Origin of the sequence: Actinoplanes sp. KI2 (assembly GCF_025630775.1) — a bacterium.
Classification (GTDB): domain Bacteria; phylum Actinomycetota; class Actinomycetes; order Mycobacteriales; family Micromonosporaceae; genus Actinoplanes.
In genome coordinates, this window is sequence record NZ_JAOSZE010000020.1 from 113,654 (window position 1) to 140,068 (window position 26,415).

The following is a 26,415-nucleotide window of genomic DNA, read 5'->3' on the forward strand; positions in this document are numbered from 1 at the left end:
GCCTTCGGTTACCTTAGTGCGGTCGCGAGGGCCTCGACGACCGCCGCCTGCTGTGACGGGGTGATCTGCGGGTAGATCGGCAGGGACATGATCTCCGGCGCGGTCCGCTCCGCGTTCGGGAACGAGCCGCCCAGGTAGCCGAAGGCCCCGGTCCGGTGGATCGGGAACGGGTAGTGGATGCCCGCGCCGATGCCGGCGGCGTTGAGCTTGGCCAGCACCTCGTCGCGGCGCGGGACGCGCACGCAGTAGATGTGCCAGACGTGCTCGTTGCCGTCGAGGGTCACCGGGGTGACGACGTCGAGTCCGGCGAGCAGCTCCTCGTAGCGGGCGGCGGCGGCGCGGCGGCGGGCGTTCCAGTCGTCGAGGCGGGCCAGCTTGGCGCGCAGCACGACCGCCTGCAGCCCGTCGAGGCGGCTGTTCACCCCGATCAGGTCGTGGTGGTACTTCTTGAGCCCCCCGTGGCTGCCCAGCGTGCGGACGGTGTCGGCCCACTGCTCGTTCGCCGTCACGACAGCGCCGGCGTCGCCGTACGCGCCGAGGTTCTTGCCGGGGTAGAAGCTGGTCGCGGCGATGCCGTCGACACCGGCGCCGAGGCCGTGCCGCTTGGCGCCCTGCGACTGCGCGGCGTCCTCGACGATGGCGATGTCCCGGCCGGCCAGGCCGGCCTTCAGCTGCTCGACCGGCGCCATCTGGCCGTAGAGGTGCACCGGCGCGATCGCGCGGGTGGCCGGCGTGACGGCCGCGAGCGCGGCCTCGACATCGATGAGGTACGTGCGAGGGTCGCAGTCGACCAGCACGACGCTGCCGCCCGTGCGCGCGACCGCCTCGGCGGTCGCGATGAACGTGTTGGCCGGGAGGATCACCTCGGTGCCCGGGCCGACGCCGACCGCGCGGAACGCGAGCTCGAGCGCGTCGGTGCCGTTGGCGACGCCGATGCAGTGCGGCACGCCGGAGAACGCGGCGTACTCCTGCTCGAACGCGGCCACCTCGGCGCCGCCGATGAATGCGGTCTCGGCGATGACACGCTTGAAGCCGGTCTCGACCTCCTCGGCCACCTCCGCGTGGGCGGCGGCCAGGTCGACGAGCGGGATTCGGGTCATGGTTCGTTAACTCCTCGGTGAAGCTGTCAGGTCGGCGCTGCGTAGTTTGCGGGCCGGGCTGCCGACCCAGATCTCGTCGGACGGAACATCGGTCAGCACGACGGAGCCCATCCCGATCAGCGACCAGGCGCCCACCCGGACGCCCTCGCGGACCAGCGCGCCGGCGCCCACGTAGGCGCCGGTCTCCAGCACCGCGCCACCGCCCAGCCGGACACCGGAGGCGATGGTCGCGTAGTCCCCGACCCGGTCGTCGTGGGTGAGCACCGCCTGCGGCATGACCGCCACGTGCGACCCCACCGTCACGTCGGCGGTGAGCACCGTCCCGGCCAGCAGCACGCTGCCCGGGCCGACCACGCTGCCGGCGCCGATCGACGCGGACGGGTGCAGGATCGTGGCGTACCGGTCGGCGGGCAGGCCGAGGCGTTCCACGATGCGCTTGCGGGCGGTGTAGTTGCGCGGGTTGCCGACACAGACCACGACGGCCGCGGCCATCTCCCGCACGCTGTCCACCGGGCCGAGGATCGGCAGTCCCGCCCGGGTGGTGCCGTGCAACGCTGGGTCGTCGTCGACGAAGCCCAGCACCCGCCAGGCGGGGCCGGCGGCGGCCGCGGTCTCCCGCGCGAAGCCGCCGGCTCCGACGATGACGAGATCGCTCACCGGCTCGCCAGCTCCCGCAGAATGCCGACGATGTGGTCCTGGTCGTCGGCGGTCAGCGCGTGGTGCAGCGGCAGGATGAGCGAGTCGCTGGTGAGTCGCTCGGTGACGGGCAGGGAAACCGGTGCCATGTCCGAGTAGGCGGGCTCGAGGTGGGCGGCCATGATGCCGCGGCGGGCCGAGACGCCCCTGGCGGCCAACTCGGACAGCACCTCGTCCCGGCCCACCGGGAAGCCGTCGAGCAGCACCCAGAACGACTGGTAGTTGGTCTGCCCGTAGGCCGGGTCGCGCACCGGAACCAGGCCGTCGATGCCGGCCAGCAGCTCCTGGTAGCGCGCCGCGAGCTCGCGCCGCTGGGCGACCAGCCCGGCGAGCCGGCCGAGCTGCACGAGCCCGACGGCGGCCTGGATGTCGGTCATCCGGTAGTTGTAGGCGGTCTCCAGGTACGCCTCGAGCACCGGCTGCTTGCTGGCGTGCCGGTCGGCGGCGGAGACGTTCATGCCGTGCTCGCGCAGCCGGCGCAGGCGGGCGGCCTGACCGGCGTCGTCGACGGTCACCATGCCGCCCTCGCCGGTCGTGATGACCTTGCGCGGGTGGAACGACCAGGCCGCGATCGCCGCACCGGCGCCGACCGGCTGCCCGTACGCGGTCGAACCCGCCGCGCAGGCGGCGTCCTCCACCAGGCCGATGCCCCAGCCCTCGGCCGCCTTGCGCAGCCCGACCGTGTCGAACGGGACGCCGCCCTGGTGCACGGCGATGACCGCCCGGGTGCGCGGGGTGCGCACCGCGTCGATGGTCTCCACGGTGAGGTTGCCGGTGGCCAGGTCGACGTCGGCGAAGACCGGGGTCGCCCCGACGTAGCGGACCGCGTTCGCGGTCGCGATGAACGACAGCGACGGCACGACGACCTCGTCGCCGGGGCCGACGCCGAGCAGCACCAGCGACAGGTGCAGGCCGGTCGTGCAGGAGCTGACCGCGACGCCGTGACCGGCGCCGACGAGCGACGCGAACTCCTGCTCGAAGCGGGCGACGCGCGGGCCCTGGGCGACCCAGCCGGAGCGGACGGCCTCGGCCGCGGCCTGGGCTTCCTCCTCCCCCAGCATCGGGATCATCACCGGGATCTTGCGGTCGGTCACTTCGACGACCTCCACCAGTCGACCAGGCCCTGCAGGCCCTCGGTGAGGCTCAGCTCGGCGCGGAAGCCCAGCTTCTGTTCGGCGGCGGCGGTGCTGGCCAGACGGCGGGTGACGCCGTTGACCGCGCGGGCCGGGCCGTGCTCGGGGGCGAGGTCGGACTTCATCACCTCGGTGAGCGCGGCGGCCAGCTCCTTGAGGCTGGTCTCCTCGCCGCTCGCGATGTTGAACACCTCGTCGGTGACGTCGGCCTTGGCGGCCAGGATGTTGGCGCGGGCGATGTCGGCGACGTGGACGAAGTCCATGGTCTGCAGGCCGTCGCCGAGGATCAGCGGCGGGGTGCCCGACTCGATGCGCTCCATCCAGCGGATCAGCACCTCGGTGTACAGGCCGTAGATGTCCATCCGCGGGCCGTACACGTTGAAGTAGCGCAGGGCGACGTAGTCGAGGCCCTTCATGGCGTGGAAGCTGCGCAGCATGGCCTCGTTGAAGGCCTTCGCGGCGCCGTAGAAGGTGTCGTTGTTGTACGGGTGGTGCAGCTCCGTGGTCGGGAACTGTTCGGCCAGGCCGTAGACCGACGCCGACGACGACGCGACGAGCTTCTTCACGCCCTCCTCGGCGGCCGCCTCGACGACGTTGAAGGTGCCGTCCACCAGCACCTCGTTGGCCAGGCGCGGCTCCTCGGCGCACTGCGTGATGCGGATCGCGGCGAGGTGGAAGACCAGGTCCTTGCCCGCGGTCACCTCGCGGACCAGCTTCTGGTCCCGGATGTCGCCCTCGACCAGCGTCACCGGCCCGTTCGCCAGCGCCCAGGCCAGGTTCTCCCGGCGGCCGCGCACGAAGTTGTCGAGGACGACGACCTCGGCCGCCCCGCCCCGGATGAGTTCGTCGACGACGTGCGAGCCGATCGTGCCCGCTCCGCCGGTGACGAGGGCCCGCGAGCCCTCGATCTGTACGCCCGTCACGCCATGTGCCCTTCGTCGAGCTTGATCATGGTCCCACCCTCCGCCAGGCTGCGCGAGGCGGCCTGGAGGATCTCGAGCACCCGCAGCCCGGCCCGGCCGTCGGTCAGCGCCGGCGTGCCCGTGGTGATGGCCCGCGCGTACTCCTCGACCATGGTGCGCAATGCCTCGCGCTCGCCGAGCGCCGGGGCGACCATGTCACCGGAGCGGTAGGAGACGAGAATGTCGCGCCGCTGCTCGTCGCCGAGCTCGTCCGGCGAGGCGACGTCGACGCCCCGGTCGTAGATGGCCAGCCGCTGGCTGGGGTTCAGGTCGTCCCACACGAGCGTCCGCTTCGAGCCGCCGAAGATCGCCGTACGGATCTTCACCGGCGACAGCCAGTTGACGTGGATGTGCGCGATCGCGCCGGTGTTCAGCTGCAACGTGAGATACGCCACGCAGGCCCGGCCGGCGCCGATGCCGTCGGCGCCGTGCGCCGCGACGGCCACCGGGCGCACGCCGGGCGGGAGAACGAAATCGACGATCGACAGGTCGTGCGGCGCGAGATCCCAGACGACGTCGATGTCCCGCTGCACGAGACCGAGGTTGATCCGTACGGAGTCGAGGAAGTGCAGGTCGCCCAGCTCGCCGGAGTGCAGCAACTCGCGGATGCGCAGCACCGCCGGGGTGTAGCAGTAGGTGTGGTCGCACATCAGGGTCAGGCCACGCTTGTCGGCCTCCGCCACCAGTTGCAGACCCTCCTCATGGGTCGCCGCCAGCGGCTTCTCGACCAGCACGTGCTTGCCGGCCCGCAGCGCGGCCAGGGCGACCGGCAGGTGCGTGCCGGCCGGGGTGGCGATGGCCACCGCCTTCACCTCGGGGTCGGCGAGCACCTCGTCCAGGTCGCCGGAGACCCGGACGGTCGAGTAGCCGCCGAGGACGCGCTTGGCCCGGTCCACGTCGAGGTCGCACAGCCAGCGCAGCCGGAAGGCCGGCGACGCCTGGAAGTTGCGGACCAGGTTTGGGCCCCAATAGCCGGCCCCGATAACGGCGATTCCGATCGGTTCGTCAGACACGGGAAGCGGAGGTGTCACAGACATCCGTTTCGTTCTGGAAGCCGCGGCTTCGTCGGCTTCGTCGGTAAAGCGGGGGCGCGCGTGCGCACACCCGACGCCGGTTCGACGGCAAGTTATCGATACGACGCGGTTCGCCGCCAGCCCGCTGACGGAAATCCGGCGGAGCCGGGAGGTCAAGGCGGTACCTTCGGTTGCCGCTACGAGACTGTCGGTCCAGGGGCGGCGGACCTTCGGCCAGTTCGTCGGATTTCCGACCACGGCGAGCCTGCCGCCGCCATTACCCTCGACGCCGGTTCGCCGACCCCGATGGAGGTACCCCGCCATGACCGATGCCGACCGCGACGGCGTCACCGTAGCGCCGACCGCCGATGTCGACGATCAGGCTGCGATCGGGGCCGGCACCCGCGTCTGGCATCTCGCCCAGATTCGTGAGGACGCCACGCTGGGCGCGAACTGCAACATCGGCCGCGGCGCGTACGTCGGCCCCGGCGTGGTCATCGGCGACAACGTGAAGTTGCAGAACCACGCCCTGGTGTACGAGCCGGCTCGCCTCGCCGACGGCGTCTTCATCGGCCCCGCGGCGGTCCTGACGAACGACGAGTACCCGCGCGCCGTCACCCCCGAGGGCCGGCTCAAGACCGGCGACGACTGGCATGCGGTCGGCGTCACCATCGGGGAGGGTGCGGCGATCGGCGCCCGCGCCGTGTGCGTCGCCCCCGTCACGGTGGGCCGCTGGGCCCTGGTGGCGGCCGGCGCGGTGGTCACCAAGGACGTCCCCGATTTCGCGCTGGTGGTCGGCGTCCCCGCGCGCCGCATCGGCTGGGTCGGCCGCGCCGGCCGCCCGCTGACCGCCAAGGGCGACGGCGTCTGGGTCTGCCCCGAGACCGGCGCCGAGTACCACGAATCGGACGGCACCCTCGCGGAGGCCTGAGGCGGCCATCCACGATCTGCCGCGCTGCCCGGGCGGCCGGCTTCGCCGACGGCGGGGCTGATCCGGCTCGGCGCGGATGGCGACCGCGTCGCGCCGGGTGACCCGGAGCCGGGGCCCCGGGTCACCCTCGCCGGTGCGATCTCAGCTGGTCCAGACCTGGAAGCTGGAGATCTGGCCGGCCGGCCAGCCGGTGTTGGCGGTGATGTTCAGGCGGAGGTATCGCTGGGTCGACGCGGTGTACGTGATGGTCACCGTGTTGTTGGTGGCGGGATCGAAGGGGTAGGCGGCGGACGCCTTGAGGGTGGACCAGGTGGAGCCGTCCGTGCTGCCCAGCACCGACAGGGTCTCGGTGCGGGCACCCCAGGCGGCCGGCAGTTGCAGCACCACCTTCGAGGCGCTCTGCGCCGAGCCGAGGTCGACCTGCACCCACTGCGGGAACGCGTTGTTCGCGCTCTCCCAGTAGGTGTTCTGGTCGGCGTCGGTGACGTTCCCGGACGGGTAGACGTCGGTGTGGCTGGACTCGCTGGTCGGCTTGCCGGCCGCCAGGTTGGTGCTGGTGGCGCCCGCGCCGGTGCCGGTCAGGGCGACCGCGGTGCTCGCTCCGCCGCCGGAGACGGTGAGGGTGCCGGTTCGCGTACCGGAGGCGGTGGGCCGGAAGGTGACGGTGACGGCGCAGGAGGCGCCGGCCGCCAGCGACGTGCCGCAGCCGTTGGACTGGGCGTAGTCGCCGGTGACCCCGACCGCGAGCGAGGTGGCCGCGGCGGTCCCGCTGTTGGTGATGGTGACCTGCTGCCCGGCACTGGTGGTGTTCAGCGCCTGGCTACCGAAGGTGAGCGACGAGGGGCTCGCCGACAGCGCGGGCGCCGGGGTGCTGCCGCCACCGCTCGGGTAGACCTCGAGCTCCGCGGCCTGACCGGCCGGCCAGCCCGAGTTCGCGGTGAAGTTGACCCGCACGTAGCGGGCGTTCGTGCCGGGCACGGTGATGCTCGCCGTGTTCCCCGACGCCGGGTCGAAGGTGTAGGTCGCCGAGCCCACCGCGGTGCCGAAGCTCGACCCGTCGGTGCTGGTCAGCACCGAGAGGGTCTGGGTGCGGGTCTGCCAGGCGGTCGACGGGGGCAACTTCAAAGTCACTTTCCCGATCGCGTACGCCGAGCCCAGGTCGACCTGCAGCCACTGCGGGAACGCGTTGTTCGCGCTCTCCCAGTAGGTGTTCGCGTCGCCGTCGGTCGCGGTGGCCGGCGCCTGGGTCGCGTTGACCTGGGAGCTGGCGGTGGCCGGGCGGCCGGCCGCGATGTTCGTGGTGGTGCCGATGCCGCTGCCGGTCAGGGCGATCGTGGCCGGACTGTTGTTGGCGTTGCCGGTGAGGGTGACGCTGCCGGTACGCGTACCCGCCGCGGTGGGTTTGAAGGTCACGGTGACCGTGCAGGAAGCACCCACCGCAAGCGAGGAGCAGTTGTTGGTCTGCGCGAAGTCACCACTCGCGGTGACCGACGAGAGGGTCGCGGTGGTAGTGCCGGTGTTGCTGACCGTGACCGTCTGCGCGGCGCTGGTCGAGCCGACGATGGTGCCGGCGAACGACAGGCTCGACGGGCTGGCCGACAGGATCGGGCCGGGCGCCACGCCGGTGCCGGAGAGCGGGATCGTGTTGGTGATGCCGGACGCCGTGACCGTGAGGTTGCCGGTACGCGCGCCGGTCGCGGTGGGTGCGAACGTGACGGTCACCGTGCAGGAGCTGCCGGCCGCGATCGAGCTACCACACGTGTTGGTCTGCGAGAAGTCGCCGGTGGTGGCGACCCCGGTGACCGGTGCCGCGGCCGTGCCCGAGTTGGTGACCGTGACCGTCTGGGCCGCGCTGGTCGCGCCGGTGGCCACGGTGCCGAAGCCGAGCGTGGTCGGGCTGATCGAGATCAGCGAGCCGTTGTCCGGCAGGTACGGCGGGAACGTCGGGTTGGTGACCTGGGTGCAGGCGGACGAGTTGAAGATTCCCGAGTTGCCGCCGCCGTCGGTCAGCGTGAAGCCGACACCGCAGTTGTATATCGAGGCCGGCCCTGGGTGCCGGTGGCGGTGCTGTTGGTGATCGTCGCGGCGCCGCCGACCTGTTCCTGCACGACGTACGTGCCGGTGTTCTGGATCGTCGCGTTGTTGATCTTGACGTTCGAGATCTGCGAACCGGAGACGAACTGGATGGCCTCGAACGGGCTCTGCTGGATGAGGATGTTGTCGACATTGGTGAGCCCGGTCATCGCCGCGTCGCGGGCGTCGAACCAGAGCGCGCCGACGCCGAACTGCCAGTTCGGGTCGAGGCTGCCGGACCGGATGATCGTGTTGCGCAGCACGTCGGTGCGCCCGAGCGTCGTCGAGGCGAAACGCTGCGCGACGTGGATCCCGCCACCCTGGGTGAGGCCCGAGTCGATCACGCGGTTGTCGGTGACGAAGTTGTCGTGGCCGCCGTAGATGGCGATGCCGTTGGCGAGGATCGGGTACTGCACGGTGTTGTGGTCGAACGAGTCGTTGGCGTCGGCCACCGACTCGGCCCAGGTGGCCAGGCCGTCGTCGCCGGTGTTGCGCAGATCCGAGTTGGTGACCTTGGAGTTGGTCACGCCCTTGTGGAAGTTGACACCGTCCGCGGTGACGTTGCGGATCCGCATGCCCGAGAAGATCAGGTTGTCCATCGGGCCGTCCATCCAGGCGCCGACCTTGTCGTGCTCGATCCACAGCCGGTCGACGGTCGAGTTGCTCATCGCGCCGCCGACGCCGTTGACCTGCGCGCTGTCGTTGCGCTCCTGTACGTCGCCGAAGATGGCGAAGTCGGCGAGGTGCACGTTGGTGCTCGGGTTGGGCGCGTCGTTGCCGTAGAAGCCGGGCGCCGCGCCGGTGACCGTCGAGCGCCACATGCCGGCGCCCTTGATCGTCACGTTGTTGACCGCGATGTGGCCGGGGATCTTGAAGGTTCCCTCCGGGATCCACACCGTGCCGCCCGCGCCGGCCGCCTGGATCGCCGAGTTGAACGCGGCGGTCGAGTCGGCGGCGCCGGTCGCGTCGGCGCCCTTGCTGGTCACGCTCACCGAGCCGGCCGGCTGGCTGAGCGCGCCCGCGACGCTCTCGAAGTCGGCGAAGTCGATCGTGGTGGTCGTGGTGGCGGTCAGCCGGAACTTGGTGCCGACCGGATAGCTCGTCGAGAACAGCCGGTGCGTCTCGTCGTAGAAGTGGTGCGGGTTGCTGCCCGGCGAGTTGGTGAACGGATATCCGCCGTAGAACCAGCTGTACGCGTTGGTCAGGGTGAACGCGGTGGACGCGGTCCCGTTGATCGAGAAGTTGATCGGGGTCGTGTAGACGGAGCCGCCCGACGAGTCCGGGATGCTGTACCGGAACACGAACGAGTTGGTCGCCACCGGAGCGCTGAACTCGACGTACTGCCCGGCGCCGAGGGTCACCGCCTTCCGGTACGAGGCCTCGGCCGGGAGGGTGTTGTACGCCGCCGAGGGGCCGATGATCGTGCCGTTCGTCGTCGCGTTCTCGGCCTGCACCTCCACATAGGGCAGGGTCGCGCCCACGCCACCGGTGGCGGCGGCGAGCGCCGGGCTGCCGTAGAGCAGGGAGCCGATCAGCGCGGCGCCGACAAGTCCGGCGCCAAGCCTTCGTCTGGTCATCTGTGTTGCTCGCTTTCGACGGAGCGACCGGGGGATGTCGCCCATGCCGAGGACCGCCCTGGCAGAGGGGCCGCCAGACCGGGACGCATGGAGCGGGGAACCTGAGGAACTAGGTGGACCGTAACGTCCGCGACACAGTCACGCAATATCGAGACAGTTCTTTGCAAACTTTGAACCTCGAACGGGAAAAGCTCGGTGCGCGCACGGGCAGGCATCGATCGAGGTCGCGGACCTCGATCGAGCGGAGCGAATTATCGCGGGTCGCGGCCCTGCCAGGTCGTGCGGCAGACCTCGGTGCACCGTCTCGGCCGGCGTCTGGTGGGCGGTGTTCACCCTGGTCCCGCGTTGCCCTCGGCGTCGGCGAGGACCCAGAACGCCGGCGCCCGGGTGTCGGAGACCAGGTGGCCGCCGGCGGCCGGGGCCGAGGCGACGCGCCGGTGGGCCTGGTCGTGCGGGACGCACAGGTCGAAGTGAATCCGGTTGCGCTGCCGTCGCGGCTCGTCCAACTGCTGGAACCAGATCGCCGGGGCCTCGGCGGCCGGGTCGACGATCGGATCAGGTCGTATCCACGGTGGACGGGGCGGGCGCTCAGTCGTTGCCGCGCCAGCGGGACTTGATCAGGTTCTGGATCGGGCCGCCCAGGGGCATCAGCAGGAACGCCCAGAAGTTGATGCTCGCGGCGAAGACGGCGCCGATGGCGGTGGCGACCAGCTCGATGCCGAACGCCGTGGCGGAGGAGAGCACCTGCGCGCGGGGCACCGGCGTCGCGTCCGCGGTGAGTTCCGGATGCCGGCGGCCGTACCAGCCGAGCAGCATCAGCGAGCCGCTGGCCAGGCACAGCGCGCCGCCGTAGAGCGCGACGCTGCCGGCCGACGGCTTTGTCGCAGTGATCAGCGCGGTCGGGATCGGCAGCAGCACGACCGCGAACGTCCAGAGCAGGCTCAGCCGTACCACCATGCTGTCCAGCCGGGTGATGTGCCGGAACAACTGATGGTGCGCCCACCAGAGCCGGAAGATGACCGCGAAGCTCAGCACGAACGCGCCGAACTCGCCGATGTGGTCGTGCACGAAGTCGCCGATGCTCTTCTGACCGGCCTCGCTCGACACGCTCTCCATGAGCGGCAGGATGAGCAGGGTGATCGCGATGGCGGCCACGGCGTCGGTGAAGAAGACCAGCCGCTCCGCCGAGGTGGTGCTCGCCTTCTCCGTGGGGGTGTCTGTCACTGCGACATTATGGTGGGGCGCATGGACAAGCAGCGGGTGCGGGGATCTCTGAACCAGGAGGAGATCGTGACGGTCGCCCTCGAGATCGCCGAGGCCGAAGGGGCGGACGCGCTGGCCTTCCGCCGCCTCGGCAAGGCGCTCGGGGTCGCGCCCACCGCCGTGCTGCGGCACTTCCGGGACAAGGACGACCTGCTGCTGGCGCTCGGCGCCCGGCTGCTCGAGGACGCGTTCGCGCAGGTCGACGAGGACGAGCCGGACTGGCGGGAACGGTTGCTGTCGCTCGCCCGGGCCACCCGCCGGTCGTTCGAGGCGCACCCGCGGGTCGCCCTGCTGGTGGCCAACCGCACGCTGCGCCGGGAGGCCGAGTTCCGGGCCGCCGACCTGGTGTTCGGCGCGGTCCAGCAGGCCGGGCTCGGCGGCCGGGAGGCGGCCAGCGTCTACCTGACCCGTCAGGGCTGCGGGCTCCACGGCGCGGCGACCAGCCAGCTGGAGTCGTCGGCCCACGAGGTGGTCGTGTCCCACGCGTTGGACCCGCCGTTGCTCGCCAGGTAGACGGTGTTCTCGAAGGCCCGGATGAACCGGCCCGGATAGTTCACCGACTGGAACGACGTGCCCTGCCCGCTGTTGCCGGTCTGCGGGCAGAACGTCGCATCCTGGGAGAACAGCGCGCTGCCGTCGTTGGGTTGCAGGTGCAGCTGGAAGTTCTGGTGCCGCAGGTAGCTGCCCGGCCGGTTGACCGACTCGAAGGACACGCAGCCGGCGTCGGCCAGGCCGGCCGTCTCCACGAAGGTGGCGTCCTTCTTGTCGGTCGCCGAGCTGCCCGCGGTGACCGGCGCGGTCACCACGAGGTCGTCGGCGTCGCCGTGCTTGACGTAGTTGCCGGTCTGGCCGGCGGTGGTCGCCTGCAACGAGACCCACGGTCCCGGGTCGAGCGCGAAGAGGTTCGCCGCGCCCGGCGTCGGCCTCGAGGTGATGAAGTCGGCGCAGTTGCTGTCGGTGTCCGCGCCGTCCGGGAACCGGCTCGCGCTCTTGCCGTCGCCGGTGGACAGGGCCGGGGTGGCCACGGTGCAGCCGGCCCCGGTGCCGCCCTGGTCGCCCTCGGCCGCCCACGGGTCGACGAGCAGCCCGTAGTTGAGGCTGTCGGCGACCAGCCCCCGGGCGTCCCGCAGCACCATGCTGCCGGCACCGGTGGACAGCGCCGGTCCGCCGAACCACTGGTTCGGGGCGGGCGTGCCCTGGTAGCCGGCGGTCGTCACCGCGGCGTCGGCGACCGGCACGTGGATGGCGTGCGGGTGGGCGAGGGGGCGGTCCAGCACGATGCCGCTGCCCAGCGCCTGCACCGGCTCGTTGCTGGAGTGCGCGAAGCGGGTCGCCGGGGTGAAGGTGAGCCCGGTGCCGCGGTCGCTGAACGGCAGGTTGGACGAGTGCGCGATGGTCAGCGGTGCGGCCAGGGTCAGGCCGGTGCCGTTGGCGCCCGGGGTGCCGACCGCGGCGACGGTGACGGTCTCGATCCGCGAGCCGATGTCGAGCCGGATCGAGTCCCCGGCCGAGATGTTCGTGGTCGAGCTGACCTTCAGGGTGGTGGCGCCCACCGCGGCCGGCGCCGACAGGTACGCCTGGGTGCCGGGCTTGCCGATCGCGGTGACCGTGGCGACCTCGAGCTTGTCGCCGTGGCCGAGGGCGACCCGCTGGCCCACGTGGAAGCCGGCCGTGCTGGTGACCGGGACGTTGGTCGAACGGGCGGGCACCGTGATGATCGGGCCGTCCGGCAGGGGCTGCCAGAGCGGCGTGGGGGCGCCGGCCGCCGAGCCGGGGCTGATGATCGTGGCGGTGCGCCCGTTGCCGGACGAGTCCGTCGCCGTACGCCCGGTGGTCTCGTCGAACTTGTAGTCGGCGACGTTGCCCGCGCCGGCCTGGCCACCGGCCAGGGCGGCCATCTCGCTGGCGGACAGCGCCCGGTTGTAGATGGTGAAGTCGTCGACCGCGCCGTTGAGGTACGGATCCGGGTACTGCGAGCGGCCGATCCAGTTCTGGTTGGTGTTGCCCAGCGCGGACGGCTTGAGCGTCATGGCCGGGTTGCTCGCCACCGCCGTGCCGTTGAGGTAGAGCGTGCCGGTCGTCCCGGAGAGCGTCACCGCGACGTGCGACCAGGTGTTCAGCGGCAGGTGGCCGCCGCCGGTCAGCTGCTGCTCGACGCCGTTGCCGCCGGCGGTGATGGCGAAGCGCAGCCCGTTGCCGCCGCCGTTGACGGTCAGGAACATGTTCACCGCGGTGCCGGTGCCGAAGTCGAAGATGCGCGCCCAGGTGTCGTCCGAGGACGGGTTCACCCAGGCCGAGATGGTGTAGTCGGAGAGCGCGCTGACGATTCCGGCGGGCAGCGCGACGTACTCGTCGGCGCCGTTGAGCCGCACGGCGTTGCCGAGACGCCCGGCGATCCGCGGCCCTGAGGCGCCGCCGGCCGGGATGTCGGCGATGGTCGCCGACTCGGCGTGGCCGCCGGTGTCGATCACGACCGGGTCGCCGACGTTCATGCCGGTCGTGTTGGTGACGTTGAGCGTGGTGTCGCCGGCCTTGGCGGGGGCGGCGAGACCGGCGGTGGAGAGGCCGATCAGGTACTGCCCGTGTGCGGCGATCCGGGTGCCGGCCGGGATCCGGATCGTCGAGTTGACGGCCTGCTGGGTGGGGTGCTCGGTCAGCGTCCAGCCGGAGACGTCCACCGTCTTCGAACCGGCGTTGTAGAGCTCGATGTACGAGTCGGTGGAGTTGCCGCTCGTACCGATGCGGAACTCATTGATCTTGACGGGGTTGGTGTTGCGCACCTTCTCGACCGTGGCGGCCACCTCGCGCCCGTGGCCGGTCGGGTTCCGCCACTCGGCCCGGCCGGTGAGGTCGCCTTCGAACGCCCGCGTGCTCGACGTGACGGTGTAGGTGGTGCTCACGCTCTCGCCGGGCGCGACCGAAGTGAACCGTGATTCGCCCCGGGCCGTCGCCTTCCATCCCCGGGGCACCGACACGCTCAACGCGACGTCGGCCGCGGTCGCGCCGGTCGTGTTCGTGTACGTCTCGGTGACGTCCTGGCTTTCCCCCGGCGCGAACGTGCGCAGCCCCGGCGTCAGGGTCAGCGGCGCCACGGCGTACCGGGCGGCCACGATGTTGGCCTGCACCTGCTGGTCCACCGCGTCGGACGGGTAGCCGGCGGTCATCACGCCCTCGTAGAACGTGCCCTGCGACCCGTTGCTGTTGTCGCCGCCGTTGCCGAGCACGATCGCGCCCTGCTTGCGCATCGGGTCGTAGCTCGGGCCGACGCGGGGCCCGTCGAACATGGTGGTCAGGGCGCCCTGCTGGGAGTCGCCGCCGAGGCTGGCCCAGTGGTGCGGCTCGCCCTTGGCCACCGCGGTCACGAACCGTGAGGTCACGCTCGGCAGGGTGGCGCAGAGCTTCGAGGTGCTGCCCGGGTTCACGCAGCCGACCAGATTGTTCTCCTGGTCTGTCATGATCCACGGGCCGGGCGGGACGCCGTGGTACCAGGCGCTCGCGGTGCCGAAGTAGCTGGTCTCCATCGTGCCGTCGCCGTCGTCGCGGCTGTCCGTCTCGGCGTTGCCGTAGTCGAAGCAGCAGCCGCCGTTGTAGTGCTTGCCGTTGACGACCCAGTACATCCCCTCCGGCTCGTCGTCGACGGCGATGCCGCGGGTGTCGTTGTTGCGCAGGCCCATCCCGGGCGCGATGAAGACGCCGTAGGCCCGATGCCCGTCCACGGTGACCGGCGCCATGTCCGCGACCGGGAGGTTGTTCGCGCCGCCCATGGCCGGGCCGCTGAAGGCGCCGCGGGGTGCCTGGGTGAGGTCGTTGTGCATCGGTGACTGGTCGTAGAGCGTCGTGATCAGGCACGTCGTGCCGGCGCAGAACCGGTCCTGCGCGCCGGCGTCGGCATAGCCGCCACGCTGCCCGGGACCGATATTGCGTACGCGGTTGTCCGACAGCCGTTTCACCTGGTAAAGCGGGCCGCTGTAGGAGGCGTACAGCGCCCGGGTCGTGCTGTGCGCGGCCACGCAGGGCGTGCCCCCGGCGGCGTAGATGTCACAGGGCCGCTCGGCCGCAGGTGACAGCGCCTTGGCCGCAGCTGACAGGGCTTCGGCCGCGGGTGGCAGGGCCGCCCGCGCCGCGGATGGCGGGGCCGCCTGCGCTGCGGGTGGCGGGGCCGCCTGCGCCGCGGTGGCGGTGCCGAACAGGCTGAGAGCGATCGCGATGCCAGCGGCGAAGATCCTCATGGGCCGTCCCTTGCCTCGGCCGGCGTCCATCCGCCGGCATCGATGTCGCCATGGACCAATCCCGCCACTGTGAACGTTAACAACCACCCCCGTCAAGAGATCAACCGCGGTTTTTCACGTGGATTCCATCGCCTTCCGTCATGTGACACCGCCGGAACGGCCCCGTTCCAATGAGGGGACACAGTGGAAGACACGAGACCTGGAGGCCCGATGGCTCCGATCAGTCGTCGCACCGCCCTCACCGCCGGTGCCGGCACCGTTGCCGGCTTGTCTCTGCCCCTGCTCCCCCGGACCGCCCCCGACCGCAAAGCCCTTCTGGTGGGCGACAGCACCGGCGCGTTCAACAGCGCAAACCCGGTGAACCCCCGCGTCGTCACGCACGTGACGTCGATGCAGTCCGGGCACGGCTGGGTGGTCCAGAACGCCAGCACCAGCAACCTGAACGACACCACCACGTACGCGATGGGCACCCAGTCCGCCTCGATCACCACCCGCACCGACCTCGTCGCCACGACCCTGACCAAGACCGGACTGTCGCTGAACATCTCCGGCACCAAGCAGCTGCGCGTCCTGATCCGGGTCGACGGCGTCGACTTCCTCCAGGGCCTGAACGTGTACGTGTCGTCGGACAGCATGGTGGCCAACTTCGGCATCATCTACATCCAGTCGGAGACGCCGGACCCGTCCGTCCGCTGGCTCAAGGACGGCGAATGGAAATGGGTCACGCTGCCCTGGCAGTCGGCGATCATCACCGGCAACCCCAACCTCACCGCCGTCGACTCGCTGCGCATCCGGGCCACGTCCGCGAGCGGCACCACCTGCCAGGTGCGGCTGCAGGCCATGCAGGTGATCGAGCGCCGGCCGGTCGCCGCCGGCGGGATCGTGTGCTTCACGTACGACGACTCCTACGCCGCTCAGTACACGATCGCCAAGCGTGACCTCGACAAGTACGGATTCCCGGGCACGGCGTACACCATCGTGTCCAATGTGCAGGCCGGCGACGGCGGCAACAGCACCTACCTGACCACGGTCCAGCTGCAGCAGATGCGGAGCTGGTCGGGCTGGGAGATCGGCCCGCACGCGTACACCGCGACCAACCACAACCGGGGCTGGGCCGGCGCCACCAACACGGCGACCGGCATCATCTACGGCACCAACCCGCTGTCGGCGGCCGAACTGGACACCGAACTGACCAACACGATCCAGTGGCTGGAGAGCAACAACCTGTCCGACGGGTTCGTGGGGCACTGCTATCCGCTGGGCCGCTACAACACCGCGGTGCAGCAGCAGATGGCGCACGACGGGCTGGCCTACGCCCGAGCCATGACCAGCACGGCGAACAGCGCCGAGACGATGCCGCCGGCCGACCCGTACGCGATCCGGTGCTACACGCTCGACAACAACAGCGTGCTGGCCACGCTGCAGAGCCGGGTGGACGGGGTCGCCAACAACGGCGGGCTGCTGGTGTTCTGCTGCCACGACATCGTCACCACCCCGACCACCTCCACCCAGTTCTCGATCGCGAACCACGCCGCCCTGGTCGACTACGTGGCCGGCAAGTCCGGCGTCCGCGTCATGACCCTCGGCGACGTCATGCGATCCGTGGCCGGCCAGTAAGCCGGCCGGCGCGGGACGACCACCGCACGGCGGTCGATCGGGGCCCCTCCCCCCGGCGACCGCCACCGCGCTCCGGCGGCTGGGCCGCGCGGGCGTGGTGGCCATGGAGGCGTGGGCGTCCGGCCCGGTTCCGGCGGGCGTTCCAGCCGTAGCGTCGATCGACGTCACCCCGGTCCAAATGGTAGACAGTGATCAATGGACTCTTAGGGGAGACCCGCGATGGCCGATCTCGAACAGTACGGCTACCGGCAGGAGCTGAGCCGCTCGCTGAGCTTTGCCGACCTCCTCATCTACGGACTGATCTTCATGGTGCCGATCGCTCCGTTCGGCATCTTCGGCAGTGTCTACAGTGGCTCCGGCGGGATGGTGGCGCTGGCGTACGTCATCGGCATGATCGCCATGATGTTCACCGCGCTCTCCTACGCCCAGATGGTGCGCGCGTTCCCGATGGCCGGCTCGGTCTACAGCTACGCGGGCCGGGGCATCGCGCCGCCGGTCGGCTTCCTCGCCGGGTGGGTGATCCTGCTCGACTACGTGCTGGTGCCCGGGCTGCTCTACCTGGTCGCGAGCGTGGCCATGCACTCGCTGGTGCCGGGGATACCGGTCTGGCTGTGGCTGGTCGCGTTCGTCCTGCTCAACACCGTGGTCAATTACCTGGGTATCCAGATGACCGCCCGGGTCAACAAGCTCATGCTGGTGGCCGAGCTGATCGTCCTGGCGATCTTCCTGGTGGTCGGGCTCTATGCGCTGTTCTCCGGGAAAGTGCACGTGGAAAATGCATGGGCGCCGCTGTTCAACGCCGACACCTTCGAATGGTCGGTCGTCTTCGGCGCGGTCTCGATCGCGGTGCTGAGCTTCCTCGGGTTCGACGGCATCTCGATGCTCGCCGAGGAGAGCCGCGAGGACGCTCGCCAGATCGGCCGGGCCATGGTCGGCGCGCTGCTGCTGGCCGGCACCCTGTTCATCGTGCAGACCTGGGTGGCGGCCCTGCTCGTACCCGATGCTCCCGGTCTGCTGGCGAACGGTGACCCGGAGGGCACCGCGTTCTACGACGCGGCCCGCGCGGCCGGCGGCGGCTGGCTCGCCAGCCTGACCGCGCTGGCCACCGCGATCGCCTGGGGCTTCGCGAACTCCCTGGTCGCGCAGGCGGCGACCAGCCGTCTGCTGTACGCGATGGCCCGCGACCGCCAGATGCCCCGTTTCCTGGCCCGGATCAACGAGAAGCACAAGGTGCCGGCCAACGCGACGCTGCTGGTCGCCGCCGTCTCGCTGGCCCTGGGCCTGTACATGGCGACCCGCGACGACGGCATCTCGCTGCTCTCCACGCTGGTCAACTTCGGGGCGATGACCGCTTTCCTGGCGCTGCACGTCGCCGTGGTGGTGCACTACGTGGTGCGGCAGCACAGCCGTGACTGGCTGCGGCACCTCGTCGTACCGGTGATCGGTTTCCTGATCCTGCTCTACGTGGTGATCAATGCGAACATCGCCGCGCAGACCCTCGGCTTCATCTGGCTGGGCATCGGCGTGATCGTCTTGATCTCGTTCTACGTCAGCGGCCGCCGCCCGCAGCTGGCCGGCCTGTCCCAGGAGAGCACTCCATGAAGTACAAGCCCGACATTTCGGAATTGTCGTATACGTTTGGCGGGCGGGCGCCGGTGCAGAGCGTCAAGCCCGGCACGGTCGTCGAGCTCTACACCGAGGACTGCTTCGGCGGCCGGGTGCGCGAGGTCACCGACCTGCCCTCGGTCGTCTGCGAGTTCCCCTACCTCAACCCGGTGACCGGCCCGTTCCACGTCGAGGGCACCGAGCCCGGCGACACCCTGGCCGTGCACTTCGTCTCGATCACCCCGGCCCGCGACTGGGCGGTCTCGTCGACCTTCCCGCACTTCGGCGCCCTGACCGGCACGCACACCACGGCGACCCTGCAGCCGCCGCTGGACGAACTGGTCTGGCGCTACGACGTGGACGTCGACGCGGGCATCGTGCGCTATCACGCCCGGCGCGGCGACTTCAGCGTCGAGATGCCGCTGGACCCCATGCACGGTACGGCCGGGGTCGCCCCGGCCGCCTTCGAGAGCCGCATGACGATCGTCCCGGACGTGCACGGCGGCAACATGGACACCCCCGAGCTGCGCGCCGGCGTGACCGCGTACTTCGGCGTCAACGTGCCCGGTGCGCTGTTCGCCCTCGGCGACGGCCACTGCCGCCAGGGCGACGGCGAGGTCTGCGGCACCGGCATCGAGGCGGCGATGAACACGGTCGTGATCCTCGACGTGGTCAAGGGTGTCTTCACCCCGACGCCCCGCTTCGAGACCGACGAGGCGCTGATGTCGGCCGGCTCGGCGCGCCCGCTCGAGGACGCGTACCGGATGAGCCAGCACGACCTGGTCACCTGGACCGCCGCGCTGACCGGCCTCGACGAGCTCGACGCGTACCAGCTGGTCAGCCAGGCCGGCACCGCGCCGGTCGGCAACGTCTGCGACCCGAACTACACGATGCTCGCCAAACTGCCGAAGAAATACCTGAACAAAGCGATGGCGTACGAGGGAATGCACGCCCGCCTGCGGGAAACCGCCCGGACGGTCACCTGAGCTCGGTCCTCACGGGACGAGGACGACCTTGCCGATGTTGCCGCGGCTGCCGATCCGGCGGTGTGCCGCCGCGGCCTCGGCGAAGGGGTAGACGCCGTCGATGCGGGGCTTGACGGCGCCCTCGTTCCACAGGTCGAGCAGGGCGGACAGCTCCTCGCGCAGCAGGTCGGGCCGCCCCCAGAGGTGGCCCAGGTTGACGCCGCTGACCGTCTGGTTGCGGTTCATCATGGCGAACGGTGTCAGCAGCGGCACGCCGGTGAACTGGCCGACCAGCCGCCGGACGCTCCGGCGCTCACCGGTGTTGAGGTTGGCGAAGCCGTACGCGATCAGCTGCCCGACCGGCCTCAGCAGGCCGAGCCCGCGCTTCCAGTCGCGGCCGCCCAGCGGGTCCAGCACCAGATCGAGCCCCTCGCCGCCGGTCAGCTCCCGCACCCGCGCGGCGTAGTCCTCGGTGCGGTAGTCGATGGGGTGGGTGCAGCCCTCCTCGCGCAGCACCGCGTGCTTGGCGGCCGACGCCGTGCCGAACGTGACGACCCCCGGCACCGTGCGGCACAGCTGGAGCACCGCGATGCCGACGCCGCCGGCGGCCATGTGCACCAGCACCCGGGCCCCCGGCCGCAGCTGCGCCACGCGAAACAGCATGTGGTACGCGGTCAGGTAGTTGACCGGCAGCGCGGCCCCGTCGACGAAACTGAGGTCGTCGGGCATCGGCAGCACCCGCTCCACCGGGGCGCACACCGACTCGGCGTGCCCGCCGAACCGCACCAGCGCGAGCACCCGCTGCCCGACCTCGAGGCCGGTGACCTCGGCGCCGACGGCGTCGACCACGCCGGCCACCTCGTACCCCACCACGCACGGCGGCTTCGGCGCGTCCGGATACAGCCCCTGCCGCGCCATGACCTCGGCAAAATTGAGCCCGGCGGCGCGAACCGCGATGCGCACCTCGCCGCGTTCCGGCTGCGGGTCGGCGCTCTCCCGCACCGCGAGCACCTCGGGCCCACCCGCCTTGGTGATCCACACAGCACGCATCGAAACTCCGCCCCTCCGGTTATCCACCTATCTTGCCCGGTTTGAGCCCCACTCGCCCGCGGTGGTCCTTGCACATCCTGCAAGGTAATATGCAACTTGTGCAAGCTCGTTCACGTCTGCTTCCGCTGCTTCGATCCCCGCTGGTCGGCGAGTTGCTGGCATGGCTCTTCCTGCACCCGGAGGAGTCGTATTCGGTGACGGAGCTCGCCGGTCGTCTCCAGGCCTCCCAGTCCACGGTCAGCCGCGAGGTGGATCGCCTCGCCGAGTCCGAGCTGGTACGCGAGGAGCGCAGAGGAAACCTGCGGCTGCTGCGGGCGAACCCCGACAACCCGCTGGCGCGCCCACTCGGCGAGCTGCTGGCCTTGACCTACGGACCGGCGGCCGTTCTCGGCGAACTGCTCGCCGCGGTCGACGGTATCGACGAGGCCTATGTGTACGGTTCGTGGGCAGCGCGCTACGCCGGCGAAGAGGGGCCGCCACCACGCGACATCGACGTTCTGATCGTCGGCACGGCGGACGAGGACGACCTCAACGACGCGGCCCGGGCGGCCGAGGGCCAGCTGGGCCGCGAAGTCAACATCCACCGGGTGTCCGCCCGAGCGTGGCAAGCCGGCAACGACCCCTTCCTCACTTCGGTGCGCGCACGCCCGCTCTACCCGATCGACCTGTCCGGAGATGACCGATGAGGTGGCAACAAGGCCGCGACACCCTCGACGGCATGATCGGGCGCGGCGAGCTCGAACGCGTCCCGGCCAGCCGCGACCACGCGGACGTTCTGCTCGGGCAAGCGCGGCAGCACCTTGCCTCGGCGCGAGCGATCGCCCGCGTCGACCCGGTCGGCGGCTACCAATTGCTCTACGACGCAGCGCGCAAGTCCTTGGCGGCGGTGCTCGAGAACCAAGGGCTGCGGGCGACGAGCCGGGGCGGCCACATAGCGGTGCGCGATGCGGTGTCCGCCCAGCTCGACCCGCCTCTGGGCGCGGTCCTGCGGCCGTTCGACCGGCTGCGCCGACGGCGCAACCAGGCCGAGTACCCGTCCGCTGAGCACCCCGGAATGGAGACAGAGGATGTAGCACACGGCCGCGGTGTCGCACGGCCGGTGGTGCACGCCACCGGGGCGTGTTTTCGTTGACTGGCCTCATCGCGGGGACATAGGGTCGAGACTGGGTCGGTGTGAGGAAGCTGGGACCCCCCAAGGGACCATCCAGCACGGTCGCGCCACTGTGAGCCGGCAGCCCGCCGGAAGTCAGATACTCACCCGCCGCCCATGCCCCATCCGTACGAGGGACGCACGATCCCCAAGGAGGCCTTCATGAGCTCTATGCCGCATTCCACCACCGCGGCCACCCCGCTGGTCATTCCCGGTTCCCGGGCCGTGTTCTGGCTGGCCGGCGCCGCCCTGTTCGCGATCGCGCTGTACTACTTCATCGGCGTGGACCAGGGCGCGGTCTCGGTGTTCGGCAGCGACACGCACGTCCACGAGTTCGTGCACGACGCTCGCCACTTCCTCGGCTTCCCCTGCCACTGAGCCCATGGAGAAACGAATCATCTGGCGCGGCATGCTGGCCGGCGCCATCGGCGGGCTGCTCGCGTTCGTGTTCGCCCGCATCTTCGCGGAGCCGCAGATCCAGCAGGCGATCGACTACGAGGACGGCCGGGACCACGCCCAGGAGGCGCTGAACTCGGCCGCCGGCATCGTGCCGCACGAGCACGGCGAGGTGTTCTCCCGGGCCGTGCAGGGCAATGTCGGCATCGGCGTGGGCCTGATCCTGTTCGGGGTGGCGATGGGTGCGCTCTTCGCGGTCGCGTACGCGATCTGTCTTGGACGCACCGGCCGGGTGCGGCCCCGCACGCTGGCCCTGCTCGTGGCCGGCGGTGGTTTTCTCGGCATCTATCTGGTGCCGTTCGTCAAGTACCCGGCGAACCCGCCGGCGATCGGCGACGCGGACACCATCCAGCAGCGCAGCTCCTACTACCTGCTGATGGTCGTCGGGTCGATCCTGTTGCTGGTGTTGACGGTGTGGCTGGGCAAGCGGCTGCAGGCACGCTTCGGCACCTGGAACGCGACGCTGATCGCGGGCGGCGTGTTCATCGCGGCGACCGCGATCGTCATGCTGGTGCTGCCGCGGGTCGCCGAGACGCCGCAGCCGCTCACCGACGCGAGCGGCACGATCGTGTTCCCGGGCTTCCCGGCCGACGTGCTGTTCCACTTCCGGTTCTACGCGATCGGGGCGCAGCTGGTGCTGTGGGCCACGATCGGGCTGGTCTTCGCGCCGATGGCCGAGCGCCTGCTCGCGGGCGCCCCGGCCCGCCCGGCGCCCGCGCTGGTCAACGGCTGAGCACCCGCTGCCACTGCTGACGCCGGACCTCGGCCGGCGTCAGCACGCAGTCGCCGCACGTCCCGCCGCCGGGAATCCGGTAGTACAGGCAGCAGTTGCGGCGCACCAGGAACCAGTGGTCGCGCCGCGGGTCGGGCCGTTCCAGCTCGGCCGTCCCGGCCAGCGGCGGCCGTTTCAGCAGCTCCGCGACCACCTCGGCGGCCCGTCCCGCGTGCTCCGGCGCGGCGTCGGCGATCATCCCGGCCGCGCCGCCCAGCGCCGACGCCACGTTCCCCCACAGCAGATGGTCCGGCAGGTGGAAGCGGCGGGCGAACACCGCCACCATCGGCGCGACCACGGGCAGACCGCCGACGGCCTCGGCGACCGCGGCGCCGGTCCACCCCGCGACATCCAAAAGACCCATCTGCGCGTACGCAAGGGGAAGCGGGCCGCCGGAAACCGCGCGCCACCGCAGCTGCCCGATCTGCGGAAGCGGCAACGCCGCGCCGGTCGCGACCGCCCCGAGCAGCGGCGAGACCAGCCGCGACGCCCAGCCGAGAAAGGTGATCGAGGCGACCTCGCGCTCGCCGACCTCGTCCGCACCGAGACCGGTCATCGCGGTCAGCGTCCGCCGCGCGATCCCGACCCGCTCGACCACCACGTCGACGTCGAGCAGGTCGGCGAACGGCCGCCACGTCGTGGTGTCGCCGTCCCACGGCTCCCAGGCGAAATAGGGCCCCAACTCGGCCGTCCTGCTCAGCACCGGCCCCGCGTCGCGCACGGTGTCCACCTTACGACCGGGATACCTCTAGGCTTTGGGGGTGGGTTTGACATTGACCGCGGCGTGGGAGTTGAGCCGCCAGGACACCGGCCTGGCCATCGTCTCCACTCTGCGCGCCGACCAGACCATCCAGTCCTCGCTGGTCAACACCGGCATCGTCGGCGACCGGCTGGCCTTCGTGACGTACGGGGCGGTGAAGCTCGCCAACCTCCGGGCCCGCCCGCAACTCAGCGTCGCCTTCCACAGTGGCTGGCGCTACGCGACCGTCGAGGGACGCGCCTCCCTGATCGGCCCGGACGATCCGTCGCCCGGCGTCGACGCGGAGGGCCTGCGCCTGCTGCTGCGCGAGATCTTCACGGCGGCCGGCGGCACCCACGACAACTGGGACGAGTACGACCGGACGATGCTGGCGCAGCGCCGGACGGCCGTGCTCATCACACCGACCCGGATCTACGGGAGTTGAGTCATTTGGCCAGGACCTGGTTCATCACCGGCACCTCGCGCGGTTTCGGCCGGGAGTGGGCCGAGGCCGCGCTCGAGCGGGGCGACCGCGTGGCGGCGACCGCGCGCGACGTCTCGTCCCTCGACGACCTAGCCGCCCGCCACGGCGACAACGTGCTGCCGATCGCGCTGGACGTCACCGACCGGCCGGCCGTGCTGAGCGCGCTGGCCCGGGCGTACGAGCGCTTCGGCCGTCTCGACGTGGTCGTGAACAACGCCGGCTACGGCCAGTTCGGCATGATCGAGGAGATCAGCGAGGAGGAGGCCCGCGCCCAGTTCGAGACGAACGTCTTCGGGGCGCTGTGGGTCACCCAGGGCGCGCTGCCCTACCTGCGGGACAGCGGCGGCGGCAACATCATCCAGGTGTCCTCGATCGGCGGCGTCTCGGCCTTCCCGAACATCGGCATCTACAACGGGTCCAAGTGGGCGCTCGAGGGCATCAGCCAGGCGCTGGCGCAGGAGGTCGCGCTGTTCGGCATCAAGGTGACACTGGTCGAGCCGGGCGCGTACAGCACCGACTGGGGTGGCTCGTCCGCCCGGCACGCGACGGCGTCCCCGGCGTACGAGAAGGTCCGTGAGGTGGCGGCGGAGGGCCGCCGCCGGCGGGTCGCGAGCCCCGGCGACCCGGTGGCGACCCGTTCGGCCATCCTGAAGATCGTGGACGCCGAGAACCCGCCGCTGCGGGTGTTCTTCGGCGCGGCGCCGCTGGCGATCGCGACCGCCGACTACGAGTCCCGGCTCGCCGAGTGGCGGGAGTGGCAGCCGATCTCGATCGAGGCCCAGGGCGGCGCGTAGGTGGCCGCCCGGGTGCTGTTGCTGCACGGGCTGGGTGCCACCGGCGAGGTCTGGTCCGGGTGGCGGCCGCAGTTGGAGAAGCACTGGCCGGGGCAGTGGGTGGCACCGGACCTGCCCGGCCACGGCGTGGCGGCGGCGCTGCCGTCCTACACGTTCGAGGCGATGGCCGAGGCGCTGCGCCCGCTCGTCCCGGCGGATGGGCAGACGGTCGTGGTGGGGCACTCGCTCGGCGGGGTGGTGGCGCTGGAGCTGGCCGCGCGATGCCCGGTGGCGGCGGTCGTCGGGCTCGGCATCAAGGTCGCCTGGACGGACGAGGAGCTGCACCGGGCTGCGGCGCTGGCCTCGCGGCCGGTGACGTGGTTCGCCTCGCGCGAGGAGGCCGTCGCCCGGCATCTGAAGGTGTCCGGGCTGTCGGGTCTCGTCGCCGAGGACGACCCGGCGGCGCTGAGCGGCGTCCGGGAGGAGGACGGCCGGTGGCGGCTCGCCCTCGACCCGGGGGCCTTCGCGGTGGGCGCGCCGGCCATGGCCGCGCTGGTGTCCGGCTCGTCGGGGCCGGTCACGCTGGCGCGCGGCGAGCACGACCCGATGAACACCGACGCACAGCTGGCGGCCCTGGGCGTACCGGTGGTCACGCTGGCGGGGCTGGGGCACAACGCGCACGTGGAGAGCCCGGAGCGGTGCCTGACCTTGCTGGAGCCGCGTGGTTGAGGGTCGCGATCTCGCGGCGACCAGCAGATACAGCGCCACCGTCAGGGCGGCAAGGCACGATCCGATGATCACGACCGGCACTGATCGGGTCGTGCCGTAGAGCGCGCCGACAGCGGCGAGACAACCGTTGGCCACCGCGATGACACTGCGCGGCCGCGGGACGCGCCTCCTCGACCGGGCCGGTTGCCGGTCAGGGGTCACCCGGCGAGGTGCCGCATGCCTGTTCATGTCCAGAAGTGCGGTCACCGGACCCGGCTGTGCAAGCTCATCGGCACAAAAAGTCGGCCTTGCGGACTTTGCACGTTTCCGGATCGCTTTCCCTCTATGGGATAGCGAAAGGAGCTCCGAACGTATGGTCTTGGGCCCGGACGGGTTTGACGAGTTCTTCCGTCGATCCGCTGCACGCATCGTCTTGTTCTTGATCAAGATTGGGGCGAGCCGGGAGGAAGCGGAGGACAGTGTGCAAGAGGCGATGGCGAGCGCCTATCTCAAATGGCACGAGATCGACCACCCGGAAGCGTGGGTGCGGCTCGTAGCCGAGCGAAACTTCATCGCCGCGGCAGAACGTGCCCGGTCCGCATCGTTCAAAGCCGTGCGCGGAGGCTGGTGCGCGGACCGGGGGCAGACCGACGTCGACCTCACGGAGTTCGACGAGGAGCAACGGGTCGTCCTCAGTCTCATCCGCAGCCTGCCGTACCAACAGCGCCGCGCCATGGCATGGTATTACGACGGATTCGAAGTGCGGGAGATCGCTACTCGTCTCGGCAAGTCGGAAGCGACGGTCCGGTCGCACCTACGACACGCCCGACACCAGTTGAGGCGAAAACTGAACGCGTACCGAGTCGCCAAGGAAGGGGCGAATTGAATCTGCAGGATTCTCCTGATGACTACGCGGCCCTGGACGCTCGCCTGCTCGCAGCCGACGCGGGCGCCCTTTTCACGCTCGACCGGATTCTCGACATCGATGCCGCGCTGGCAACCATCAAGATAACCACGGCGCGGGAGTACGAAGACCCGCCGACCCGGGACGGCCCCGCCGCGTCCAGGCCGATTCCCTGCGGGCGCTGGGAGATCGACCGGTAGCGGCGAGAACGGCCC

26 protein-coding genes are annotated in these 26,415 nt (G+C 70.8%); 14 read left to right on the top strand and 12 right to left on the bottom strand.

The genetic code is table 11. The annotated features are described in order from the left end of the window. Window positions 1-8 precede the first annotated feature (8 nt). From ODJ79_RS22045 to ODJ79_RS22065, 5 genes are read right to left on the bottom strand one after another with little or no spacing between them, the layout of a single operon-like run. Complete coding sequence (locus ODJ79_RS22045) at window positions 9-1,100, bottom strand: DegT/DnrJ/EryC1/StrS family aminotransferase (protein ID WP_263025423.1); 1,092 nt, start codon at window positions 1,098-1,100, stop codon at window positions 9-11. 6 nt (window positions 1,101-1,106) lie between these two features. Then, the gene (locus ODJ79_RS22050; protein ID WP_263025424.1) at window positions 1,107-1,757 is read right to left on the bottom strand and encodes an acetyltransferase; all 651 of its coding nucleotides are present in this window, start codon (window positions 1,755-1,757) and stop codon (window positions 1,107-1,109) included. After that, window positions 1,754-2,890, bottom strand: a complete 1,137-nt coding sequence (locus ODJ79_RS22055) for a DegT/DnrJ/EryC1/StrS family aminotransferase (protein WP_263025425.1) — start codon at window positions 2,888-2,890, stop codon at window positions 1,754-1,756. The genes ODJ79_RS22050 and ODJ79_RS22055 overlap by 4 nt, the downstream gene beginning before the upstream one ends. Beyond that, window positions 2,887-3,852 carry an NAD-dependent epimerase/dehydratase family protein gene (locus tag ODJ79_RS22060; protein ID WP_263025426.1) on the bottom strand — a complete coding sequence of 322 codons (966 nt, stop codon included), beginning with the start codon at window positions 3,850-3,852 and terminating at the stop codon, window positions 2,887-2,889. Before ODJ79_RS22060 ends, ODJ79_RS22055 begins: the two co-directional genes overlap by 4 nt. Then, a complete protein-coding gene (locus ODJ79_RS22065) occupies window positions 3,849-4,904 on the bottom strand; it encodes a Gfo/Idh/MocA family protein (protein WP_263025427.1) in 1,056 nt (351 codons plus the stop codon). Before ODJ79_RS22065 ends, ODJ79_RS22060 begins: the two co-directional genes overlap by 4 nt. Before the next feature lie 322 nt (window positions 4,905-5,226). Here ODJ79_RS22065 and ODJ79_RS22070 point away from each other — a divergent pair, with 322 nt between their 5' ends. After that, entirely contained in the window at window positions 5,227-5,835 is a 609-nt protein-coding gene (locus ODJ79_RS22070; protein ID WP_263025428.1) for an acyltransferase, read from the top strand. Between the two features lie 141 nt (window positions 5,836-5,976). On the opposite strand, the gene ODJ79_RS22075 is transcribed toward ODJ79_RS22070, so the two are convergent. The 4 genes from ODJ79_RS22075 to ODJ79_RS22090 form a co-directional block, all read right to left on the bottom strand. Further along, window positions 5,977-7,707: a choice-of-anchor D domain-containing protein gene (locus tag ODJ79_RS22075; protein WP_263025429.1), complete on the bottom strand. Its 1,731-nt coding sequence runs from the start codon at window positions 7,705-7,707 to the stop codon at window positions 5,977-5,979. Between the two features lie 134 nt (window positions 7,708-7,841). Beyond that, window positions 7,842-9,485: a glycosyl hydrolase family 28-related protein gene (locus ODJ79_RS22080; protein WP_263025430.1), complete on the bottom strand. Its 1,644-nt coding sequence runs from the start codon at window positions 9,483-9,485 to the stop codon at window positions 7,842-7,844. Between the two features lie 329 nt (window positions 9,486-9,814). Then, complete coding sequence (locus tag ODJ79_RS22085; protein WP_263025476.1) at window positions 9,815-10,051, bottom strand: VOC family protein; 237 nt, start codon at window positions 10,049-10,051, stop codon at window positions 9,815-9,817. Between the two features lie 22 nt (window positions 10,052-10,073). After that, on the bottom strand, window positions 10,074-10,709 hold the full coding sequence (locus ODJ79_RS22090) for a TMEM175 family protein (protein WP_263025431.1): 636 nt from the start codon (window positions 10,707-10,709) through the stop codon (window positions 10,074-10,076). 21 nt (window positions 10,710-10,730) lie between these two features. Here ODJ79_RS22090 and ODJ79_RS22095 point away from each other — a divergent pair, with 21 nt between their 5' ends. Then, window positions 10,731-11,261, top strand: a complete 531-nt coding sequence (locus ODJ79_RS22095; protein WP_263025432.1) for a TetR/AcrR family transcriptional regulator — start codon at window positions 10,731-10,733, stop codon at window positions 11,259-11,261. On the opposite strand, the gene ODJ79_RS22100 is transcribed toward ODJ79_RS22095, so the two are convergent. Further along, entirely contained in the window at window positions 11,159-14,977 is a 3,819-nt protein-coding gene (locus tag ODJ79_RS22100; protein WP_263025433.1) for an arabinofuranosidase catalytic domain-containing protein, read from the bottom strand. The genes ODJ79_RS22095 and ODJ79_RS22100 overlap by 103 nt on opposite strands. Window positions 14,978-15,244: 267 nt before the next feature. Between ODJ79_RS22100 and ODJ79_RS22105 the strand changes: the two genes are divergently transcribed. The 3 genes from ODJ79_RS22105 to ODJ79_RS22115 all read left to right on the top strand — a co-directional run bounded on the left by ODJ79_RS22105 (window position 15,245) and on the right by ODJ79_RS22115 (window position 19,185). Beyond that, the gene (locus ODJ79_RS22105) at window positions 15,245-16,594 is read left to right on the top strand and encodes a polysaccharide deacetylase family protein (protein WP_263025434.1); all 1,350 of its coding nucleotides are present in this window, start codon (window positions 15,245-15,247) and stop codon (window positions 16,592-16,594) included. Window positions 16,595-16,813: 219 nt separating this feature from the next. Then, window positions 16,814-18,196: an APC family permease gene (locus ODJ79_RS22110; RefSeq protein WP_263025435.1), complete on the top strand. Its 1,383-nt coding sequence runs from the start codon at window positions 16,814-16,816 to the stop codon at window positions 18,194-18,196. Next, the gene (locus tag ODJ79_RS22115) at window positions 18,193-19,185 is read left to right on the top strand and encodes an acetamidase/formamidase family protein (RefSeq protein ID WP_263025436.1); all 993 of its coding nucleotides are present in this window, start codon (window positions 18,193-18,195) and stop codon (window positions 19,183-19,185) included. Before ODJ79_RS22110 ends, ODJ79_RS22115 begins: the two co-directional genes overlap by 4 nt. Before the next feature lie 9 nt (window positions 19,186-19,194). On the opposite strand, the gene ODJ79_RS22120 is transcribed toward ODJ79_RS22115, so the two are convergent. Next, window positions 19,195-20,214: a synaptic vesicle VAT-1 family membrane protein gene (locus ODJ79_RS22120; RefSeq protein WP_263025437.1), complete on the bottom strand. Its 1,020-nt coding sequence runs from the start codon at window positions 20,212-20,214 to the stop codon at window positions 19,195-19,197. A gap of 98 nt (window positions 20,215-20,312) precedes the next feature. Between ODJ79_RS22120 and ODJ79_RS22125 the strand changes: the two genes are divergently transcribed. From ODJ79_RS22125 to ODJ79_RS22140, 4 genes are all read left to right on the top strand, one after another. Continuing rightward, entirely contained in the window at window positions 20,313-20,900 is a 588-nt protein-coding gene (locus ODJ79_RS22125; protein WP_263025438.1) for a MarR family transcriptional regulator, read from the top strand. Continuing rightward, window positions 20,897-21,346 (top strand): hypothetical protein, encoded by a 450-nt coding sequence (locus ODJ79_RS22130; RefSeq protein ID WP_263025439.1) that lies wholly within the window; start codon window positions 20,897-20,899, stop codon window positions 21,344-21,346. Before ODJ79_RS22125 ends, ODJ79_RS22130 begins: the two co-directional genes overlap by 4 nt. 180 nt (window positions 21,347-21,526) lie before the next feature. Continuing rightward, complete coding sequence (locus ODJ79_RS22135; protein ID WP_263025440.1) at window positions 21,527-21,742, top strand: CbtB-domain containing protein; 216 nt, start codon at window positions 21,527-21,529, stop codon at window positions 21,740-21,742. Between the two features lie 4 nt (window positions 21,743-21,746). Next, window positions 21,747-22,553: a CbtA family protein gene (locus tag ODJ79_RS22140; protein WP_263025441.1), complete on the top strand. Its 807-nt coding sequence runs from the start codon at window positions 21,747-21,749 to the stop codon at window positions 22,551-22,553. Here ODJ79_RS22140 and ODJ79_RS22145 read toward each other — a convergent pair. After that, on the bottom strand, window positions 22,543-23,313 hold the full coding sequence (locus ODJ79_RS22145; RefSeq protein WP_263025442.1) for a (2Fe-2S)-binding protein: 771 nt from the start codon (window positions 23,311-23,313) through the stop codon (window positions 22,543-22,545). The genes ODJ79_RS22140 and ODJ79_RS22145 overlap by 11 nt on opposite strands. 40 nt (window positions 23,314-23,353) lie before the next feature. On the opposite strand from ODJ79_RS22145, the gene ODJ79_RS22150 reads away from it, so the two are divergent. The 5 genes from ODJ79_RS22150 (at window position 23,354) to ODJ79_RS22170 (ending at window position 26,400) form a co-directional block, all read left to right on the top strand. Further along, on the top strand, window positions 23,354-23,776 hold the full coding sequence (locus ODJ79_RS22150; RefSeq protein WP_263025443.1) for a TIGR03618 family F420-dependent PPOX class oxidoreductase: 423 nt from the start codon (window positions 23,354-23,356) through the stop codon (window positions 23,774-23,776). A 5-nt stretch (window positions 23,777-23,781) separates the two neighbouring features. Further along, window positions 23,782-24,609, top strand: a complete 828-nt coding sequence (locus ODJ79_RS22155; protein ID WP_263025444.1) for an SDR family oxidoreductase — start codon at window positions 23,782-23,784, stop codon at window positions 24,607-24,609. After that, a complete protein-coding gene (locus ODJ79_RS22160; protein WP_263025445.1) occupies window positions 24,610-25,317 on the top strand; it encodes an alpha/beta fold hydrolase in 708 nt (235 codons plus the stop codon). Window positions 25,318-25,669: 352 nt separating this feature from the next. Beyond that, the gene (locus ODJ79_RS22165; RefSeq protein ID WP_263025446.1) at window positions 25,670-26,182 is read left to right on the top strand and encodes an RNA polymerase sigma factor; all 513 of its coding nucleotides are present in this window, start codon (window positions 25,670-25,672) and stop codon (window positions 26,180-26,182) included. Further along, window positions 26,179-26,400 carry a hypothetical protein gene (locus tag ODJ79_RS22170; RefSeq protein ID WP_263025447.1) on the top strand — a complete coding sequence of 74 codons (222 nt, stop codon included), beginning with the start codon at window positions 26,179-26,181 and terminating at the stop codon, window positions 26,398-26,400. Before ODJ79_RS22165 ends, ODJ79_RS22170 begins: the two co-directional genes overlap by 4 nt. The last annotated feature ends 15 nt before the right edge of the window (window positions 26,401-26,415 follow it).

Excerpts from the sequence above, each read along its gene's own strand:
- ODJ79_RS22045 (WP_263025423.1), bottom strand. The coding sequence starts at position 1,100 with ATGACCCGAATCCCGCTCGTCGACCTGGCCGCCGCCCACGCGGAGGTG.
- ODJ79_RS22070 (WP_263025428.1), top strand. The coding sequence starts at position 5,227 with ATGACCGATGCCGACCGCGACGGCGTCACCGTAGCGCCGACCGCCGAT.
- ODJ79_RS22080 (WP_263025430.1), bottom strand. The coding sequence starts at position 9,485 with ATGACCAGACGAAGGCTTGGCGCCGGACTTGTCGGCGCCGCGCTGATC.
- ODJ79_RS22095 (WP_263025432.1), top strand. The coding sequence starts at position 10,731 with ATGGACAAGCAGCGGGTGCGGGGATCTCTGAACCAGGAGGAGATCGTG.
- ODJ79_RS22100 (WP_263025433.1), bottom strand. The coding sequence starts at position 14,977 with ATGAGGATCTTCGCCGCTGGCATCGCGATCGCTCTCAGCCTGTTCGGC.
- ODJ79_RS22110 (WP_263025435.1), top strand. The coding sequence starts at position 16,814 with ATGGCCGATCTCGAACAGTACGGCTACCGGCAGGAGCTGAGCCGCTCG.
- ODJ79_RS22115 (WP_263025436.1), top strand. The coding sequence starts at position 18,193 with ATGAAGTACAAGCCCGACATTTCGGAATTGTCGTATACGTTTGGCGGG.
- ODJ79_RS22120 (WP_263025437.1), bottom strand. The coding sequence starts at position 20,214 with ATGCGTGCTGTGTGGATCACCAAGGCGGGTGGGCCCGAGGTGCTCGCG.
- ODJ79_RS22130 (WP_263025439.1), top strand. The coding sequence starts at position 20,897 with ATGAGGTGGCAACAAGGCCGCGACACCCTCGACGGCATGATCGGGCGC.
- ODJ79_RS22135 (WP_263025440.1), top strand. The coding sequence starts at position 21,527 with ATGAGCTCTATGCCGCATTCCACCACCGCGGCCACCCCGCTGGTCATT.
- ODJ79_RS22140 (WP_263025441.1), top strand. The coding sequence starts at position 21,747 with ATGGAGAAACGAATCATCTGGCGCGGCATGCTGGCCGGCGCCATCGGC.
- ODJ79_RS22165 (WP_263025446.1), top strand. The coding sequence starts at position 25,670 with ATGGTCTTGGGCCCGGACGGGTTTGACGAGTTCTTCCGTCGATCCGCT.